The organism is Microbacterium sp. Root166 (assembly GCF_001427145.1).
Classification (GTDB): Bacteria; Actinomycetota; Actinomycetes; order Actinomycetales; family Microbacteriaceae; genus Microbacterium.
Genome location: NZ_LMGL01000001.1, coordinates 1,050,592 through 1,068,567, shown reverse-complemented (window position 1 = coordinate 1,068,567; position 17,976 = coordinate 1,050,592). Strand labels below are relative to the sequence as shown.

18 protein-coding genes and 1 tRNA gene are annotated in these 17,976 nt (G+C 70.0%); 13 read left to right on the top strand and 6 right to left on the bottom strand.

Translation table 11 applies throughout. The annotated features are described in order from the left end of the window. Positions 1–27 precede the first annotated feature (27 nt). From nucS to ASD56_RS04880, 4 genes are read left to right on the top strand one after another with little or no spacing between them, the layout of a single operon-like run. Positions 28–723 carry an endonuclease NucS gene (gene nucS, locus ASD56_RS04895; RefSeq protein ID WP_055961893.1) on the top strand — a complete coding sequence of 232 codons (696 nt, stop codon included), beginning with the start codon at positions 28–30 and terminating at the stop codon, positions 721–723. Between the two features lie 38 nt (positions 724–761). Then, positions 762–1,445, top strand: coding sequence for an HAD hydrolase-like protein (locus ASD56_RS04890; RefSeq protein ID WP_055961891.1), 684 nt, complete (start codon positions 762–764; stop codon positions 1,443–1,445). Then, positions 1,438–2,703: a hypothetical protein gene (locus ASD56_RS04885; protein ID WP_055961888.1), complete on the top strand. Its 1,266-nt coding sequence runs from the start codon at positions 1,438–1,440 to the stop codon at positions 2,701–2,703. Before ASD56_RS04890 ends, ASD56_RS04885 begins: the two co-directional genes overlap by 8 nt. Before the next feature lie 25 nt (positions 2,704–2,728). Next, entirely contained in the window at positions 2,729–4,801 is a 2,073-nt protein-coding gene (locus tag ASD56_RS04880) for a bifunctional lysylphosphatidylglycerol flippase/synthetase MprF (protein WP_055961885.1), read from the top strand. A gap of 82 nt (positions 4,802–4,883) precedes the next feature. Here the strand turns inward: ASD56_RS04880 and ASD56_RS04875 are convergent, their stop codons facing one another. Then, complete coding sequence (locus ASD56_RS04875; protein ID WP_055961882.1) at positions 4,884–5,090, bottom strand: cold-shock protein; 207 nt, start codon at positions 5,088–5,090, stop codon at positions 4,884–4,886. Between the two features lie 253 nt (positions 5,091–5,343). Here ASD56_RS04875 and ASD56_RS04870 point away from each other — a divergent pair, with 253 nt between their 5' ends. Continuing rightward, positions 5,344–5,835, top strand: a complete 492-nt coding sequence (locus ASD56_RS04870; protein WP_082541251.1) for a GNAT family N-acetyltransferase — start codon at positions 5,344–5,346, stop codon at positions 5,833–5,835. A gap of 50 nt (positions 5,836–5,885) precedes the next feature. Here the strand turns inward: ASD56_RS04870 and ASD56_RS04865 are convergent. Next, positions 5,886–5,969: transfer RNA gene (locus tag ASD56_RS04865), tRNA-Leu, on the bottom strand. Between the two features lie 158 nt (positions 5,970–6,127). On the opposite strand from ASD56_RS04865, the gene ASD56_RS04860 reads away from it, so the two are divergent. From ASD56_RS04860 to pknB, 7 genes are all read left to right on the top strand, one after another. Then, the gene (locus tag ASD56_RS04860) at positions 6,128–6,871 is read left to right on the top strand and encodes an FhaA domain-containing protein (protein WP_055961875.1); all 744 of its coding nucleotides are present in this window, start codon (positions 6,128–6,130) and stop codon (positions 6,869–6,871) included. Then, positions 6,868–7,395, top strand: a complete 528-nt coding sequence (locus ASD56_RS04855; RefSeq protein WP_055961872.1) for an FHA domain-containing protein FhaB/FipA — start codon at positions 6,868–6,870, stop codon at positions 7,393–7,395. Before ASD56_RS04860 ends, ASD56_RS04855 begins: the two co-directional genes overlap by 4 nt. 18 nt (positions 7,396–7,413) lie before the next feature. After that, complete coding sequence (locus tag ASD56_RS04850) at positions 7,414–8,652, top strand: PP2C family protein-serine/threonine phosphatase (RefSeq protein WP_055961870.1); 1,239 nt, start codon at positions 7,414–7,416, stop codon at positions 8,650–8,652. Further along, complete coding sequence (locus tag ASD56_RS04845; RefSeq protein WP_055961867.1) at positions 8,649–10,049, top strand: FtsW/RodA/SpoVE family cell cycle protein; 1,401 nt, start codon at positions 8,649–8,651, stop codon at positions 10,047–10,049. Before ASD56_RS04850 ends, ASD56_RS04845 begins: the two co-directional genes overlap by 4 nt. 1 nt (position 10,050) lies before the next feature. Continuing rightward, positions 10,051–11,508 (top strand): peptidoglycan D,D-transpeptidase FtsI family protein, encoded by a 1,458-nt coding sequence (locus ASD56_RS04840; RefSeq protein ID WP_055961865.1) that lies wholly within the window; start codon positions 10,051–10,053, stop codon positions 11,506–11,508. Then, positions 11,505–13,241, top strand: a complete 1,737-nt coding sequence (locus ASD56_RS04835; protein WP_082541249.1) for a serine/threonine-protein kinase — start codon at positions 11,505–11,507, stop codon at positions 13,239–13,241. The genes ASD56_RS04840 and ASD56_RS04835 overlap by 4 nt, the downstream gene beginning before the upstream one ends. Positions 13,242–13,321: 80 nt before the next feature. Continuing rightward, complete coding sequence (gene pknB / locus ASD56_RS04830; RefSeq protein WP_082541355.1) at positions 13,322–15,016, top strand: Stk1 family PASTA domain-containing Ser/Thr kinase; 1,695 nt, start codon at positions 13,322–13,324, stop codon at positions 15,014–15,016. 12 nt (positions 15,017–15,028) lie between these two features. Here pknB and ASD56_RS04825 read toward each other — a convergent pair whose 3' ends face one another. From ASD56_RS04825 to ASD56_RS04820, 3 genes are read right to left on the bottom strand one after another with little or no spacing between them, the layout of a single operon-like run. Next, the gene (locus ASD56_RS04825; protein WP_055961859.1) at positions 15,029–15,658 is read right to left on the bottom strand and encodes an anthranilate synthase component II; all 630 of its coding nucleotides are present in this window, start codon (positions 15,656–15,658) and stop codon (positions 15,029–15,031) included. A 10-nt stretch (positions 15,659–15,668) separates the two neighbouring features. Continuing rightward, positions 15,669–15,824, bottom strand: coding sequence for a hypothetical protein (locus tag ASD56_RS16350; protein WP_200947457.1), 156 nt, complete (start codon positions 15,822–15,824; stop codon positions 15,669–15,671). Then, positions 15,824–16,621: a class E sortase gene (locus ASD56_RS04820; RefSeq protein ID WP_235565522.1), complete on the bottom strand. Its 798-nt coding sequence runs from the start codon at positions 16,619–16,621 to the stop codon at positions 15,824–15,826. Before ASD56_RS04820 ends, ASD56_RS16350 begins: the two co-directional genes overlap by 1 nt. A gap of 54 nt (positions 16,622–16,675) precedes the next feature. Here ASD56_RS04820 and ASD56_RS04815 point away from each other — a divergent pair, with 54 nt between their 5' ends. Continuing rightward, positions 16,676–16,915, top strand: coding sequence for a cell division protein CrgA (locus ASD56_RS04815; RefSeq protein WP_055961856.1), 240 nt, complete (start codon positions 16,676–16,678; stop codon positions 16,913–16,915). A gap of 159 nt (positions 16,916–17,074) precedes the next feature. Here the strand turns inward: ASD56_RS04815 and ASD56_RS04810 are convergent, their stop codons facing one another. Continuing rightward, positions 17,075–17,974, bottom strand: coding sequence for a rhomboid family intramembrane serine protease (locus ASD56_RS04810; protein ID WP_055961853.1), 900 nt, complete (start codon positions 17,972–17,974; stop codon positions 17,075–17,077). Between the last annotated feature and the right edge of the window lie 2 nt (positions 17,975–17,976).

Genomic DNA, 17,976 nt, shown 5'->3' with positions numbered 1-17,976 from the left:
CGACGCCACCGGGCTTAGGCTCATCGGGTGCGTCTTGTCATCGCCCGCTGCTCCGTCGATTACACCGGCCGGCTCACCGCGCATCTCCCCCTGGCCACCCGCCTGCTCGTCCACAAGGGCGACGGCAGTCTGCTCGTGCACTCCGACGGCGGGTCCTACAAGCCGCTGAACTGGATGAGCCCGCCCTGCCGGCTCGACGTCGAGGTGCCCGATGAGGAGTCCGCCTCGGCCGGCGTGCTCGAGCACTGGCGCGTCACGCACGCGAAGACCGGCGACGCGCTGCTGGTGCGCATCTACGAGGTGCTGCACGACACATCCCACGAGCTCGGCATCGACCCCGGGCTGCAGAAGGACGGCGTCGAGGCCGACCTGCAGCGCCTGCTCGCCGAACAGGTCGACGTCATCGGTGACGGCCTCACGCTCGTGCGCCGCGAGTTCCCCACCGCGATCGGACCCGTCGACCTGCTGCTGCGCGACCCGGCGGGCGGCACGATCGCCGTCGAGGTCAAGCGCCGCGGCGACATCGACGGTGTCGAGCAGCTGACGCGCTACCTCGAGCTGCTCGGGCGCGACCCGCACCTCGCCCCGGTGACCGGAGTCTTCGCCGCGCAGGAGATCAAGCCCCAGGCCAAGGTGCTCGCCGCCGACCGCGGGATCCGCTGCGTGACGCTGGACTACGACGGCATGAAGGGCATCGAGTCCGGCGCCCCGCGTCTCTTCTGACGCACGCCGCCGACTCGGCGCGCGAATAGGCTGTCAGGATGCCGAGACGATCGCCGTGGACCTGTGTGCTCTGGGACGTCGACGGCACCATCGTGGATGCATCCGACGGCATCCTCCGCCGCCTGACGATCGCGCTCGAGCACTTCGGCAAGCGTCCGCCGACCCGCGGCGAGCTGGTCCACTGGATCGGGCCGCCGATGTTCGAGTCGTTCCAGGTCAACGTCGGCATGAGTCCGGCCGAGGCCTCCGAGGCGGTCGCGTTCTATCGCGTGCTGGGCAAGAAGGACGGCTACACGACCGGCGCCAGGCTCTTCGACGGGGTCGGTGAGCTGGTTCGGGATGTCGCGGCCGCGGGCATTCCGCAGGCGACGGCCAGCTCGAAACCCGAGATCCAGGTCGTCGCGCTGATGGACCACTTCGACCTCTCGTCGTCGCTGACCGCCACCGTCGGCGCGACGCAGGACGAGAAGACGCTGAGCGCCAAGGCCGACATCGTCGCCGAGTCGCTGCGGCGCCTGGAGGTCGCCGGCGTCGACACGAGCCGGCCGGTCCTGGTGGGCGACCGCCACCACGACGTCGAGGGCGGCGCCGAGCACGGCGTCCCGGTGATCTTCGTGCGCTGGGGCTTCAGCTGGCCGCACGAGGCGGACGGGGCTCAGGCGGTCGTCGACGACGTCGACCAGCTGCGCCGTCTGCTGCTGGTCGAGGAGCACGGTGACTGAGATCGTCGGCACGATCGTCGCGTGGCTGGTGCCCGCGCTGGTCGTGTTCGGCGTCGCGGCGCTGGCCATCGCGATCACGGCATGGGCGATCCGGCGGGCGCGCCGTTCCCCGCGAGCACGCGCGGCGGCGGAGACGCTCCGGGTCCAGGCCGGCGCCGCCCTGGTGCAGCTGGACGACGCGGTCGGAGAGCTCGATCTCGAGGTCGGCCTGTCGGGCGCGCTCTACGGCGGCGGTGCTCCGACATCCCTCCGCCGCGCGAGACTGACCGCGCAGCACGTCCGCGACCAGTCCTTCGACGAGTACCGCAGCCTCACCACGACGCAGGCGCCGCCGATGGAGGTGCGGCGCGTGTCCGCGCGCATCCAGCGGCGGGCGACCGACACCCTCCGGAGCATCGCCGGCGCGCGGGCGCAGCACGCTGCCTGGGTGGCCGCCAACGTGTCGGCGGTCGATCAGATCGCCGCGGCTCAGGCTCGTCTCGGTGAGCTCCGCGGCACCATGGGGGACCCCGCTGCCCTGGTGGCGGAGCTGTCGGCGCGATTCGATGAGTCCGAGTGGCGCGCGGCCGCATCCGCTGCGCACGCCGCGGTGAGCGAGGCGGATACCGCCGCCCGGCTGCTCGACCAGGCAGCGGCCGCATCCGCGGATCCCACGCGCAGCGTGCTCGCCGAGGTCGCCGCGGCCGAGCGGGCACTGCGTCAGGCCGCCGCCGACGCGCGGATCCTCGAAGAGGCTCACCGGCTCGTCGTGCAGGCGGCACAGGCGCTGCCCGGCGAGTTCGACGCCGTGCGCAGCGCCCTCCGGCAGGCCGTGGTCGTGCGCGAGCACCTCGATGCCGCCGACGCCGACCGGCTGGGCGGGGAGCTGCGGGCCATCGAGGCCGAGCTGCAGAAGACCGAAGCGGATGCCGCGCGCCGGCCGTCGCGGTCGGTCGACCGCATCGCGCGCCTGCGCCTCCGGCTCGATCTCGCGGTGGGCGATGCCCGCTCGGCGCAGCAGCGCCTCCGCGGCGCGCGCACCGCGCTGCCCGGAACGCTCGCCGCCGCCCGCGGCGCGATCGCGCGGGCCGAGGCATCCGTCGCCCACGTCCACGCCGGAGCCGATGCCCGCGCGCGGCTCATCTCGGCGCAGCACGAACTGGCCCGCGCACGGCAGGCCCAGGATCCCGTGGCCGCTCTCGACGCGGCACGACGCGCGATGCGCGATGCCGAGGACGCCAAGGCCCTCGCGGACTACGCCCGGGCCGCCCGGAGCTGACGAACCGCGTCGCTATCGTGAAGCCATGACCGACGCCCCGCAGCGCGCGCGCCCTGCTGTCGTGACCGCGCTCTCGCGGATGCCGGTGACGTTGTCGCTGATCGCCGCGCTGCTCCTCACCGGCCTCATCTGGGGCGGGCTGTGGACTCCTTTCGCCGCGAATCCCCTCTTCGACTCCGTCGCATACGGGCTTCCCGCCCTCATCGAGGGGCGATGGTGGACGCCGATCACGGGCACGTTCTTCGTCGATCATCCCCTCGTCTACCTCTTCGTGCTCCCCACCTTCGCCGGCCTCGCGTACCTCGAGTACCGGCGGGGCTCCCTCGCGGCGCTGGGCTACTTCGGCATCGGCCAGCTGTTCGCGATCTTCGCCAGCGCGCTCTTCCTGTGGCTCGCGGCGATGCTGCCCTGGCCGTGGGCGCAGGCCGAGGCTCTGGTGCTCGATGTCGGGCCCTCGGGCGGCACGATGGCCGGCATCGCGGCCGCGATCGGACTGCTTCCGGCGCCGTGGCGGGTGCGCGGCTGGCTGGTCCTCCTCGGCTTCTCGTTCGTGACCCTGTTCTTCTGGGGGTCGCTCGCCGACCTCGAGCACGCCTTCGCCGTCCTCCTCATCCTCGTCGTCGACCGCTCGCTCCGCATCCAGCGCACGACCGTGCGCGAGCAGCGGCTGATCGCCTTCGTCGCCGTCCTCGTGATCCTGGCCGTCGAGCTGCTGACGCTGCTGGTGGCGACCGACGGTCCCTTCGGTCACACCGCAGCAGCGGGCGGATCGATCCTCGACGTCGCCCTCGATGTCGTCGTCATCGCACTGCTCGCCACGGGCCTGCGTCGCGGCCGCCGCTGGGCCTGGATCTGGACGATCGTGCTCGGCGCGATCAACGTCGTGACCGGCACGCTGCTCGGCATCCTCACGCTCGTTCTCGGTTCCGACCGGATCGACGGGCCGATCGGCGATGTGAACGTCGCCGTGGCCCAGTCCGCGATGTGGCTGCTACTCCTCGTCTATCTCGTATGGGTGCGCGGCGCCTTCCGCGCCCGTCGGCGCGCGCAGCTCGGCGAGCCGCCGGCGCCCGCCGTCGACGACATCAAGGCCGCGCTGCGCTCAGGCGGCGGGGGCACGCTCTCGTGGATGACGACGTGGGATGGCAACGCCTACGCCCGCACGTCCTCCGGGTTCGTGGCGTTCCAGCGCCACGCCGGGGCGGCCATTGCCCTGGCGGACCCGATCGGTCCGCCGGAATCCCGTCACGCGTCCGTCCGGGAGTTCATCCGGTCCGCTGAGCTCGCCGGGCTGGTGCCGTGCTTCTTCAGCTGCGCCGAGGAGACTCGTCGGGCGGTGCCGGAGGGGTGGCGGAGTCTCGTGGTCGCGGACGACACGATCGTCGACCTGCCGGGACTGGAGTTCACCGGCAAGCGGTGGAACGCGGTGCGCACCTCGCTCAATCGCGCCGGCCGCGAGGAGATGCTGTTCCGGATGACGCGACTCGGCGACGAACCGTGGGGCATCCGTCAGCAGCTCCGCGCGATCTCCGAGTCCTGGGTGGGCGACAAGGGACTGCCCGAGATGGGATTCACGCTCGGAACGCTCGAGCAGGCCGAGGATCCCGAGGTCCGGCTCGCGCTGGCGATCTCGCCGGCGGGCGATGTCGACGGGTTCCTGTCGTGGCTGCCGGTCTACGCCGGGGACGACCGGGTCCGCGGCTGGACGCTGGACCTCATGCGCCGCCGCGAGGGCGGCTTCGGCCCGGTCATGGAGTACCTCATCGGTTCGTCGGCGCGACTGTTCTCGGATGAGGGAGCCGAGATCATGTCGCTCTCGGGTGCGCCGCTGGCGCACGAGTACCCGCCGGATGCCGGGGCTATCGCGGTGCTCTCGGATCGGCTGGCCACGATGCTCGAGCCGGTCTACGGCTTCTCGTCCCTGCATCGCTTCAAGGAGAAGTTCCACCCGCGTTACGAGACGCTGTACCTGCTCTACCGCGACGAGAGCGACCTCGCACGCATCGGCGCCGGCCTCACGCGCGCGTTCCTGCCGGACGCCACACTGCGCCAGTTCGCCGGCACCGGGCTCGACCTGGTGCGGGGCGACCGCGGCTGACCCATCGCGGGCTCGCCGCGATACCGCTGCGCCGCGACACCCTTCCTGCACAAGCGAGGGATGCCGCGGCGCGACTGCTGGGTCAGATGGGGCGGATGTCCTCTGCCTGCAGGCCCTTGGGGCCCTGGGCGATCTCGAACTCGACCCGCTGGTTCTCTTCCAGGGAGCGGTAGCCGCTCGCCGAAATGGCGGTGTAGTGCGCGAAGACGTCTGCGCCGCCTTCATCGGGAGCGATGAAGCCGAAGCCCTTCTCCGAGTTGAACCACTTGACGGTGCCCTGCGTGCTCATTACTTGCCGTTCTTTCGTGTTGCCCCGCGCTCATGCCACGAGTTGCCACCAAAATAACGGTGCAGGAATCCTGCGCAACAGGGGTTGTCCGAAGGTGACGAAAATGTTGCACACGCGTCGCGCGGTGTCGTCGCGGCCCATCGCACACCCGGGCCGAGCGGTGCTCCAAGCCCGGGTGTCGACGGATCCCCCCGGATAGGCCACGCCGAAACGCGGCATCCCCATGGTACCGGGGCCTCGGTACGGTGGGACGGTGAACCACATCGAGTTGCGCGATCTCGACGACGACGACCTCGACGCGATCTTCGAGATGATGCGCGACCCCGAGGCCGTGGCGCAGGCGGCCTTCACCGCCGAGGACCCCGATGACCGCGCCGCCTTCGACGCCTGGGTCGCCCGGCAGCGCGCCAACCCCGACGTCCTCTATCAGGTCGTCACCGAGAACGGCGGGTTCGCTGGGACCATTGCCGCGTTCACCATCGACGGAGACCGCGAGGTGAGCTTCTGGATCGCCCGGCACGCCTGGGGCAGGGGAGTGGCGACGGCCGCGCTGCGCCAGCTCATCTCCCGTGAGCCGGTGCGCCCCCTCTTCGCACGCGCCGCGACGGCGAACGCCGGCTCGAGAGCGGTGCTCGCGCACGTCGGCTTCACCGAGGTGTCGCGCAACGTCGACTTCGCTCCCGGTGTCGGGCGCGAGGTCGAGGAGATCATCTTCACCCTCGTGCCCGCGCTCGACGGCATCTAGCGGAAACGAAGAAGGGCCCCCGGATCCCGGGGCCCTTCTTCTGCGCTCTGTGCGCGAGGGGGGAGTTGAACCCCCACGCCCTTTCGGGCACTGGCACCTGAAGCCAGCGCGTCTGCCTATTCCGCCACTCGCGCGAGTCGCGGCATCCGAAGATCCCGCGAAACTCAACTTCCCGAGGATATCACGCGAGAAGACGGGCCTCGAACCTGGCAATCTCGGTGGAGCGTCCATGCTGGGCGCAGAGTGTGCAACTAGCATGTACCAATCCGGCTACCCCCGTCCGAGGAGCCCCGTGGGACTACTTGACAGCTTCGAGAAAGGTCTCGAGCGCGCAGTGAACAGCGCGTTCGCCAAGACCTTCCGCAGCGGCATCCAGCCCGTCGAGATCGCCTCCGCCCTGCGCAGCGAGCTCGACAAGAAGGCGGCGGTGGTCAGCCGCGACCGGATCCTCGCGCCGAACACCTTCACCGTGCACCTGTCGACCGCCGATGACGAGCGGATGTCGGGAATGGGCGACGCCCTCGTGCACGAGCTCGACACCCTCGTCCACAAGCACGCCAAGGCGCAGGGCTATTCCTTCGCGGGCCCCGTCTCGATCTCGCTGTCGCGCGACGACCAGATCGCCACCGGCACGCTGCGGGTCGAGTCGACCACGGCGCAGGGCGGCAAGGTGTCGTGGCGTGGTGTCGTCGACATCGCCGGGAAGCGGCATCCGCTCGTCAAGGGCCGCACCGTGATCGGCCGCGGCAGCGACGCCGACATCACGATCGCCGACGCCGGCACCAGCCGCAAGCACGTCGAGATCCTGTGGGATGGCGAGCGCGCGATGGTCCGTGACCTGCAGTCCACAAACGGCACCCTGCTCGACGGACGCAAGGTCTCGGAGGCGCCGCTGCCGCCGGACTCCACCGTCACCATCGGCCGCACCGACATCGTCTTCCACGTCATCGCGCAGGCCGCACCCCCCAGGCCGACGATGTCGGCCGACGACGCCACCCGCGCCTATGACGTCCGCGACGGGGGACCGCTGGCATGAGCGAACTGACGCTTCTCCTGCTGCGCATCGGGTTCCTGGTGCTGCTGTGGGCCTTCGTGTTCGCCGTCGTGTACTCGCTCCGCGCGGATCTGTTCGGCGTGAAGGTCCGGCGCATGCCCGAGGCGCAGGCGGCCGCCGTACCCGTCGCGGCCGGGGCTCCCGCCCGCGCGAACACCGCCACCGCTCCCGTCGCGTCGGCGCCCGCGCCGAAGGGCGGCCCGGCGACCGCCGGCGCCGTGTCGCGCATCGTCATCACGAGCGGGCCGAAGGCCGGGATCGAGCTGCCGCTCGGCAGCGAGCCGCTCACGATCGGCCGGTCGAGCGAGTCGGCGCTCGTGATCCGCGACGACTACACCTCCAGCCACCACGCCCGCCTCGTGCTGTGGGGCGACCAGTGGATGATCCAGGACCTCGACTCGACGAACGGCACCTGGCACGACGGCGCGCGCGTGAGCGCCCCCGCACCCGTGACGATCGGCGCCCCGATCCGCGTCGGCGCGACGACGTTCGAACTGCGGAAGTAGCGGGCGGACCCACCACCTATGGTCTTCCAGGGCTCGAGCGTCGCCATCTCGCACACCGGCAAGGTGCGCTCCAACAACCAGGACTCCGGCTATGCCGGCTCGAACCTGTTCGTCGTGGCCGACGGCATGGGCGGGCACGCGGGCGGCGACGTCGCCTCGAGCATGGTGATCGCGCGCCTGGAGCGCCTCGACAAGCCGTACGAGTCGACGGGGGCCGCCGAGAAGGCGCTGCGTGATGCGATCGGGGATGCCGCCACCGAGCTGATCGACACGGTCCACGACCGCCCGGAGCTCGCCGGTATGGGCACGACCGTCAGCGCGCTGATCATGGTCGACGACTACGCGGTGATCGCCCACATCGGCGACTCGCGCATCTACCTCTTCCGCGACGGGGCGCTCACCCAGATCACGACGGACCACACCTTCGTCCAGCGGCTCGTGGACTCCGGACGCATCACGCCCGAAGAGGCGCGGTACCACCCGCGGCGCTCCGTCCTCATGCGCGTGCTCGGCGACATGGACCCCGACCCCGAGCTCGACACGTTCATCATGCCGACGCAGCCGGGCGACCGCTGGCTGCTGTGCTCCGACGGCCTCTCCGGCGTCGTCGACGACCCGCACACCGGCAAGGCCCTCGGGCTCGGCGTCGCCCCCGGACGCACGGCCGACATCCTGCTCAAGCAGGCGCTCGACGGCGGCGCTCCCGACAACGTCACGATCGTCATCGTCGACGTCGGCGGACAGCATCCGCTCTTCTCCGGGACGCCCACGGTCGTCGGCTCCGCCTCGAACCCGGTCGGCGTGGGCGTTCCCGCCGCCCGGGCGGGCCGCCCCAGCTGGCTGCACCCGAACCGCCAGGCCGCGAACGAGCCGACGCACTTCGAACCCGCCGCCGAGTTCCTCGAGGAGCTCATCGAGGAGGATCGCCGTCGCGTCCGCCGGCGGCGGATCGGCTGGATCGCCGGCGCGGTGCTCGTGCTCGGCATCCTGATCGGCGTGCTGTGGGTCGGCTACCAGTGGACGCAGACGAGGTACTACGTCGGAGCCGACGAAGACACGGTCGTCATCTTCCGCGGGGTGCAGCAGGGCATCGGGCCCATCTCGCTGTCGACCCCGTACGAAGACACCGAGATCCCGCTGGATTCCCTGTCGGAGTTCGCGCGGGCCACCGTCGAGCAGACCATCTCGGCCGGCTCGCTCTCCAATGCCCGTCAGATCGTCGCGACGATCAGCGACACCGCGGAGCTGAACGGATGAGCGGCTCCACGGGAACGGCCACCGAGGCGGTCTCGACCGACACCGCGGTGGTGCGGGCGCTGCGCCGCATCCGGGTGCCGCAGACCCAGCGCAACCGCGAACTGGCACTGCTGCTGTTCGCGTTCGTGATCAACGCCTCGACCGTCGCCCTGGTGCAGCTCGGCGCGATGGGCGCGATCGACTGGACCTTCCTGGTCTACTGCGGCGGGCTCACCGCCCTCGTGGTCGCCCTGCACATCGTGCTGCGTCTGCGCGCCCGCGACGCCGATCCGTTCGTCGTGCCCATCGCGACGCTGCTGACGGGCCTCGGGATCGCGATGATCTACCGCATCGACATCGCGCGCGACCGCCACGGCTGGGAGGCGTTCTCGACGCGACAGCTGGCGTGGGCGGGGATCGCGCTGTTCTGCGCCGTCGTCGTGGTGATCCTGCTGCGCAACTACCGGGTGCTGTTCCGGTACACCTACATCTTCGGATTCGTCGGCATCGGGCTGCTGATCCTGCCGATCATCCCGGGCCTCGGGACAGACGCGAACGCCGACGTGTGGGTCTCGCTCGGCTTCTTCTCGTTCCAGCCCGGCGAGCTGGCGAAGATCGCGCTCGGCATCTTCTTCGCCGGGTATCTGGTGCGCACCCGCGAGAGCCTCACCTCGGTCGGCACCCGGTTCCTCGGAATGACGTGGCCGCGGGCTCGCGAGCTGGGCCCGCTGCTGGTGATCTGGCTGATCTCGCTGGGGATCATCGTCATGCAGCGCGACCTCGGCACCGGCCTGCTGATCTTCGGCATGTTCGTCGCGATGCTCTACGTCGCCACCGGCAAGACCAGCTGGGTGCTCATCGGCGTGACGCTGGCCGCCGTCGGCGCCTTCATCGCGTCGCAGGTGCTGTCGTACGTGAACGGCCGCTTCACGAACTGGCTGGATGCCTTCAACCCCGAGGTCATCGACGCGAACGGCGGCAGCTACCAGCTCGTGCAGGGCATCTTCGGCCTGGCCCAGGGCGGCATCCTCGGCACCGGGCTCGGGCAGGGCCGGCCGTACCTGACGCCGGTCTCCGAGAGCGACTACATCCTGCCCGCGCTGGGGGAGGAGCTCGGCCTCATCGGCGTCTTCGCGATCCTGTGCCTGTACATGGTGTTCACCAGCCGGGGCATCCGCATCGGACTCGCCGGCCAGGACGACTTCGGCAAGCTCCTCGCGACCGGGCTGTCGTTCACGATCGCGCTGCAGGTCTTCATCATGGTGGGCGGCGTCACCCGCATCATCCCGCTGACCGGGCTCACCACGCCGTTTCTGGCCGCCGGTGGATCCTCGCTGGTGGCGAACTGGATCATCGTCGCGCTTCTGCTGCGCATCTCGGATGCCGTGCGCAGCCGTCCCCGGGTGGTGATCGGCTGACATGACCAAAGAACTCCGTCGGCTGAGCATCCTGATGCTCGTCATGTTCCTCGCGCTGTTCGCCTCCACGAGCTGGATCCAGGTGATCGAGGCCGAGGAGCTCGCGCAGAATCCGCGGAACACCCGCGCACTCTACGACTCCTACGAGGTGCAGCGCGGTTCGATCATCGCCAGCGGGGCCGCGATCGCGACGTCGGTCCCCTCCGACGACGTCTACAGCTGGCAGCGGGTCTACACGGATGCCGACATGTGGGCACCGGTCACGGGCTACATCAACCCGACGCTGGGGTCCTCGACCGGCATCGAGCAGGCGATGAACTCCTACCTGAGCGGCACCGCGAGCTCGCAGTTCCTCTCGCGCATCGAGCGCATCTTCACCGGCCAGCCTCCTCGGGGGTCGAACGTCGTCCTCACGCTCGACGCCCAGGTGCAGCGTGCCGCGTACGACGCGCTCGGCGACCTCGAGGGCGCCGTCATCGCGATCGAGCCCGCCACTGGGCGAGTGCTCGCCATGGTGACGAGCCCCAGCTACGACACCAACCTGCTCGCCTCCCACCAGACGGGCGAGGCGATCGCCACGTACGACGCCCTCGAGGCCGATCCCGGCGATCCGCTCTCCAACCGCTCGATCGCCGGCGACCTCAACCCTCCGGGGTCGACCTTCAAGCTCGTCGTCGCCTCCGCCGCGCTGGCCTCGGGGCAGTACACGCCCGCCTCCACGCTGCCGAACCCCGCGTCGTACCAGCTGCCCCAGTCCAGCAGCATCGTCCACAACGCCAGCGGCACCACGTGCGGCCCCGGCGAGACGGTGACGATCGCCGATGCGCTGCGGCTCAGCTGCAACATCCCGTTCGCAGAGCTCGCCGTCGCCCTCGGCGACACCGCGATCCGCGAAGAGGCCGAGAAGTACGGCTTCAACTCGTCGTTCGAGCTTCCGCTCGTCTCGACCGCGTCGAGCTATCCCCGTGCGCTGGACGACGCGCAGACCGCTCTGACCGGATTCGGGCAGGGACAGGTGACGGCCACCCCGCTGCAGATGGCGATGGTGTCTGCCGGCATCGCGAATGGAGGCCTCGTGATGAACCCACGCATGGTGGAGAGGGTCATCGGACCCGATCTTTCGGTGCAGCAGATCGTCGAGGACACCGAGTTCGGACGGGCGCTCGAGCAGCAGATCGCCGCCGAGCTGGTCGCGATGATGGTCGCCAATGTCAGTGACGGCGCGGCATCGGGTGCAAGAATAGACGGCGTCGAGGTGGCCGGTAAGACCGGCACTGCGGAGAACGGACCCGACGATCCGTACACCCTGTGGTTCACCGGATTCGCTCCGGCGGACAACCCGCAGGTCGCCGTGGCGGTCGTCGTCGAAGACGGCGGCGGCAGAGGTCAGTCGGGGAGCGGCAACACCATCGCCGCACCTATCGCAAAGAAGGTCATGGAGGCGGTGCTGGGCAGATGAGACCGACGCAAGGTGTGACCTTCGGCGGCCGCTATGAGCTTGATTCGCGGATCGCGATCGGCGGCATGGGTGAGGTCTGGGAGGCGACCGATCACGTCATCGGACGGACGGTCGCCATCAAGATCCTCAAAGACGAGTACATGGGAGACCCCGGGTTCCTCGAGCGCTTCCGCGCCGAGGCCCGGCACGCGGCCCTCGTGAACCACGAGGGCATCGCGAGCGTCTTCGACTACGGCGAAGAGGCCGGCAGCGCGTTCCTGGTGATGGAGCTGGTGCCGGGCGAGGCGCTGTCCACCATCCTCGAGCGGGACGGCTCGCTGTCGACCGACAAGACGCTCGACATCGTCGCGCAGACCTCCGCCGCGCTCCAGGCCGCGCACGCGGCCGGCCTGGTGCACCGCGACATCAAGCCGGGCAACCTGCTCATCACGCCCGACGGGCGGGTGAAGATCACGGACTTCGGCATCGCGCGCATCGCCGACCAGGTTCCGCTGACCGCGACCGGTCAGGTCATGGGCACCGTGCAGTACCTCTCGCCCGAGCAGGCATCCGGTCATCCGGCATCGCCCGCGACCGACACCTACTCGCTGGGCATCGTGGCGTACGAGTGCCTGGCGGGCAAGCGCCCGTTCACCGGCGAGTCCCAGGTCGCGATCGCCATGGCGCAGATCAACGAGCAGCCTCCGCCGCTGCCGCCGACGGTCGCGGTTCCGGTGCAGAACCTCGTCATGGCGATGATCGCCAAGAAGCCCGAAGAGCGCCCGGCCTCGTCCGCCGCTGTCGCGCGTGCGGCGGGCGCCCTGCGTCGCGGTGACGTCGCGGCAGCTGCCGCCGCTGTGCCCGCCGTCGCAGGCGTCGCCCTCGCGAGCGATGCGACGCAGCTCCTCACCTCGGGAGCCGACACCTCGGCAGCCACTCGCGTGCTCGTCGCTCCGGTCCCCGGCGAGGACGTGCCCGTCCAGGGTGAAGAGACCGAGAAGAAGAAGCGCAGCCCGTGGACGTGGCCCCTCATCGCGCTGATCGTGCTGCTGCTGCTCGTACTCGGCGGCACCATCTGGGCGATGCTCTCGAACCAGGGTCCTGAGCCCGAGCCTTCGAAGTCGTCGTCGTCCGCGTCGCCGACCCCATCGAGCACTCCGACCCCCAGCGCCGAGACAGTCGACCTGGCCGCTCTCGCGCTCGTCGGCTCGAACTGCGACGACGCTCTGGTCAAGGCGACCGAGGCCGGCCTGAAGCCGGTCCGGGCCGCCGGCTCCGCCGCGCCGTCCGCCGGCGACATCGGAACGGTGGAGTCGACCGATCCCTCGGGCGGAAACCCCACAGTGGGCTCCTCGCTGACGATCACGTGCTACACGGACCAGACCTCGATCCCCGGCCCGTCGAGCGGCCCGACCATCAACGGCGGCGCGCAGCCGGTGCAGGGCACCACGGTCGATCTGACCTGGCAGTCCGGCTCGTGCCCGTCGGGGACCGGCACGCTGAGCGGCTTCACGGTGACGATCAGCGGGGCGACCTTCGTCCAGGGCGGATCCACCACGCGTGACTTCGGCCCGGGCGAGCTGACGACGGAGATCTCCGTCACCAACCAGCCCGCCTCGCAGGTGACCGCCAGCTACGTGTTCTTCTGCACCGGCGGGTCCGGCGGGGAGTCGCGGCAGTCCGGCGCATCGCCCACCTCGAGCACGACGACGCTTCCGACGCCCACCGACCCGACGCCGGCTCCGACCCCGTGACGCCGTTGACGGCGAGCCTCGGATGAGGCTCGCCGTCAACGCTCGGCTAGTCTGGGTGTTGTTCCTTGCAGGGAGAGATCGTGACAGCTGACCCGCGCGTGCTTTCGGGGCGCTATCGCATCGACGAGCCCATCGGACGCGGCGGCATGGCCAGCGTCTACCGCGGCTACGACCTCACCCTGGGCCGCTCGGTGGCCATCAAGATCCTCGATCGCGAGCTCGCCGGCGACAATGCGTTCCGCACCCGCTTCCGGCTCGAGGCCCAGGCGGCATCGCGCATGGCGCACCCCACGATCGTGCGCGTCTTCGACGCCGGCGAGGACACCGACACGAACCCCGACGGCACCGTCCGTCCGGTGCCGTACATCGTGATGGAGCTCGTCACGGGCAGGCTGCTCAAGGACATCATCAGCGCCGGTCCGGTGCCGGTGCCCGACGCCGTGCGCTACGTCGACGGCATCCTGGAAGCCCTCGAGTACTCGCACCGCGCGGGTGTGGTGCACCGCGACATCAAGCCCGGCAACGTGATGGTGACGGATGCCGGACAGGTGAAGGTGATGGACTTCGGCATCGCGCGAGCGGTATCCGACGGATCCGCCACGGTCGCCGAGACCACCACCATCCTGGGCACCGCCGCGTACTTCTCGCCCGAGCAGGCCAAGGGCGAGCCCGTCGACGCCCGCGCCGACCTCTACTCCGCCGGCGTGGTGCTCTACGAGCTGCTCGCCGGCCGGCCGCCCTTCCGCGGCGAGTCGCCGGTCGCCGTGGCCTATCAGCACGTCAGCGAAGCCCCGGTTCCGCCGTCCGAGCTGGTGGACACGGTCCCGCGCTCGCTCGACGCGGTGGCCCTGCGCGCTCTCGCGAAGGACCCCTTCCAGCGCTACCAGGATGCCGCGAGCTTCCGTGAGGCCCTCGACGCGACCGTCGACGGACGCTCGCCGTCCAAGCGCCAGGTCGGCGCGCTGACGAGCGAGCTGTACGGTCCCAACCCGAAGCAGGCCGCCGAAACCGCGCGGTCACTCCGCCAGCTCAGCACCGACACCACCATGAAGCGCACGCAGGCTGGGCCTCCGGTCGCGTGGATCTGGGCCGGGGTCGGCGTGCTCGCCGTGCTGCTGATCGCGATCGTGTTCTGGGTCACCACCATCAACCCGAGCGACGACGTCCCCGCCAACGCGCGCATCGTCCCCGAGCTGGCCGGCATGACGTACGAGCGGGCCAACGCCGAGCTCCTCGAGGCCGACCTGCTCGCGTTCCGCGTCGACGAGGAGAGCTCCGAGGTCGCCGAGGGCAACGTCATACGGACCGATCCCGCGGCGGGGGAGTCCGTCACGCCGGGCTACGAGGTGCGCGTCTACGTCTCCGAGGGCCAGCAGATGGCCACCGTTCCGCTTCTGGAGGGATTGGGACAGGATGCCGCGACCGCTGCCCTCGAGACCGCAGGGCTGGCCCTGGGCACGGTCACGCAGCGCAACGACCCGGCGCTCGCGGCGGGGACGGTCATCTCGTCCGATCCGGAGGAGGGCGACAGCCTCGCCGCCGGCACCGCCGTGAACCTGGTCGTCGCCTCCGGGAAGGTCACCATCGACGACGTGACCGGGTACACGGTCGAAGCGGCTCAGCGCGAACTCGAAGCGCTGGGGCTCACCGTGTCCACAGCCGAGGACACCGCGTGCCCGGCGTCGGCGCCGCCCACCGTGTCGACACAGTCGCTCGCTCCCGGCGACGTCCCGGTGCGTTCGGAGATCGTGCTCGTCTTCTGCTCGGGGACCTAGCGCACGACCGGCTCAGCGACGCGGGCTGAGCACGGCGCCGCGGGCGGCGGCATCCGTGAATCCTGCGGAAGCCAGCCAGTTGCCCAGCAGGCGATGACCGCCCTCCGTGAGCACGCTCTCGGGGTGGAACTGCACCCCGACGATCGGCGCGCTGCGGTGGGCGATCCCCATCACCACGCCGCTGTCCGTCCGTGCGGTCACCACGAGTTCGTTGGGAAGCGTCTCGGGCACGATGGCCAGCGAGTGGTAGCGCGTCGCCGTGAACGGGTCGGGCAGCCCCGCGTAGAGCGCACTCGAGTCGTGGTGCACGGCCGAGATCATGCCGTGCATCAGCTCGGGGGCGTGGTCGACCGTGGCTCCGTACGCTTCGGCGATGGCCTGATGGCCGAGGCACACGCCGAGGAGCGGCATCCGCATCTCTGCTGCCGCGCGCACGATGTCGATCGATGCGCCCGCGTCGCCCGGAGCGCCCGGCCCCGGTGAGACCAGCACGGCGCGGTACGGCGCGATCGCCGAGCGGGGATCCTCGACGGCGTCGGCCTCCACCATGTCCGTCGCGACGCCGAGCTCGTGGAGGTAGCCGGCGAGGGTGTGGACGAAGCTGTCGTGGTTGTCGACGATCAGCACCGGCGACGTGCTCATCGCTCTGCGGTCACTGGACGGTGACTTCCTGCGGGTTCACGAACTGGCTGATCCACGGGAACGCATAGAACACCAGGCCGTAGAGCACCGCCGCGACGAGCACGAGAAGGATGAGCACCCGCACCCACCAGGGGCCGGGGAGGACTCGCCAGAGCGCCGCGTACATCAGGCCCCCGCTTCCGAGAGCGCGGGGGGCTCGCCGGCGGTGCGCGGCGTGAATGACTCGAAGACGCCGTACGCGACGATGCGCTCGGCCAGCGAGTACATCGGGCTGCAGCTGGTCATGGTGATGTAGCTCGTTCCCGGCGGGACGTCCATCGCCTGCGGCACCGGCAGCAGCACGTCGACCGCGTCCGGCCTGACGTACTCCAGGGTTCGGAATCGATAGGTGTACCAGCCACCCTCCGTCTCGACCACGATCGGATCGCCCACCCGGAGGTCGGCGATGCGGTTGAACGGCTTGCCCCACGTGGTGCGGTGCGCCGCCACCGCGAAGTTGCCGGGCTCACCCGGCATGCTGGTGCCGGGATAGTGGCCGATGCCGATCGGGTCGAGCGTGCGTGCACGTGTGACCCCGCCGGCCATGGGGACCGCATAGTCCGCACCGAAGCGAGGCACGCGCAGCACGCCGAACGTTTCGGCGTCCCCGGGCTCGGCCAGGATGATCGGGGCGGCCGTCACCGCATCGGCGGGCGTTTCATCCTCTGTCGGGGTGGCCTCGGGCGTCGGTGGAGGGGCGGTGTACTCCTGGGCCCAGACCTCGGAGAGTTCCTTCCCGGTGGCATTGTGCTCGGCGCCGTAGATGATGTCGCCGACCCACAGCTGCCACACGACATAGAGCAGAGTGATGACGCCGGCGGTGATCAGCACTTCACCGATGACGCCGATGACCGAGGTGCGCGGGCGCGCGCGCGGACGGCGGGTTCCGGCATCCCCCGCGTGGCCGGTCAGCGCTTCCTCCACAGGTGGATTCTAGTCAGGGCACGCTGGAGGCCGGCTGGCAGTTAGACTGCTGGCATGGCACGACCCGGCAAAGAAGACGACTCGCTCGTCGAGCGCGCAGAAGGCGAGGCCGCACCCAACCCGGTGTGGTTCAAGCCGATCATGATCGGCCTGATGCTGGTCGGACTCGTCTGGGTGCTCGTGTTCTATCTGAGCGGCATGCAGTACCCGATCCCGGGCATCGACGCATGGAACCTGGTCATCGGGTTCGGCATCGCGTTCGTCGGCTTCCTCATGACCACCCGCTGGCGCTAGCCGCCTCCATCATCTCTGCGAGAGCCCCGGAATATCCGGGGCTTTCGTGCGTCCGGAGTTGTTAACAGCTCTGTCAACAGGTGTGGAATTACACCCGTGTCATTCATCCCCAGGTGTGGATGAAACTGTGGATAACTCTCGGGCCGCGCTCCGCTGACGTCAGAAGTACAGCAACGGCGGGATCAGAAAGAGGCCGACGAGGACCGCCCCGAGAGCCACGAGCAGCCAGATCTGGAGCGACTTCTGGCTCGCGGCCCGCGTCCGCGTGAAGATGAACGCGACCAGCAGCCCGACGAGGAGCCCGCCGACGTGCGCCTGCCAGGACACACGGGCGACCCCGCCGGTGAACAGCGGGAGGAAGGTGATGACGAGGTTGATTCCGAGGATCACGACGATCCCGGTGATGTTCGCTCCGATGTGGCGCCCGATGATGAGGAGCGCGCCGAACAGGCCGTAGACCGCGCCCGACGCGCCGACCACGGGGATGCCGAAGCCGAGCAGGGCCACCGCGACCGAACCGCCGAGGCCGCTGAGGAGGTACAGCGTGAGGAAGCGCCAGCGCCCGAGCAGGGGTTCGAGACTCCGGCCGATCATCCACAGGGCCAGCATGTTGAGCGCGACGTGCCAAATCCCGTCGGGATCGTGCACGAGCATGACCGTGAAGATGCGCCATGGCTCGAAGATTCCGGTGAGCCCGGGATAGAGGGCCGGCGCCCAGAAGTACAGGGACTGCGTGACCGTCGTGCCGAACCCGGGGATCAGCTGCAGCAGGAAGACGAATCCCGTCAGCCCCATGATCGCGTACGTGACGATCGGGCGCGTGTCACGCACCGCAATGGGACGCGCACGTGACCACCGACGTTCCGCCGTCCGCTGCGCGGGCGACTGCGCCTTCTGCTGGTTCCGCAGGCACTCGGGGCACACGACTCCGACGGCGGCCGGAGTCTGGCATTCCGGGCACACCGTGCGCAGGCAGCGCTGGCAGAGCACGAAGCTCTGCCGGTCGGGATGCCGGTAGCAGAAGTTGTCGCGGTTGCGACTGAACTGGTCGGTGGTCACGA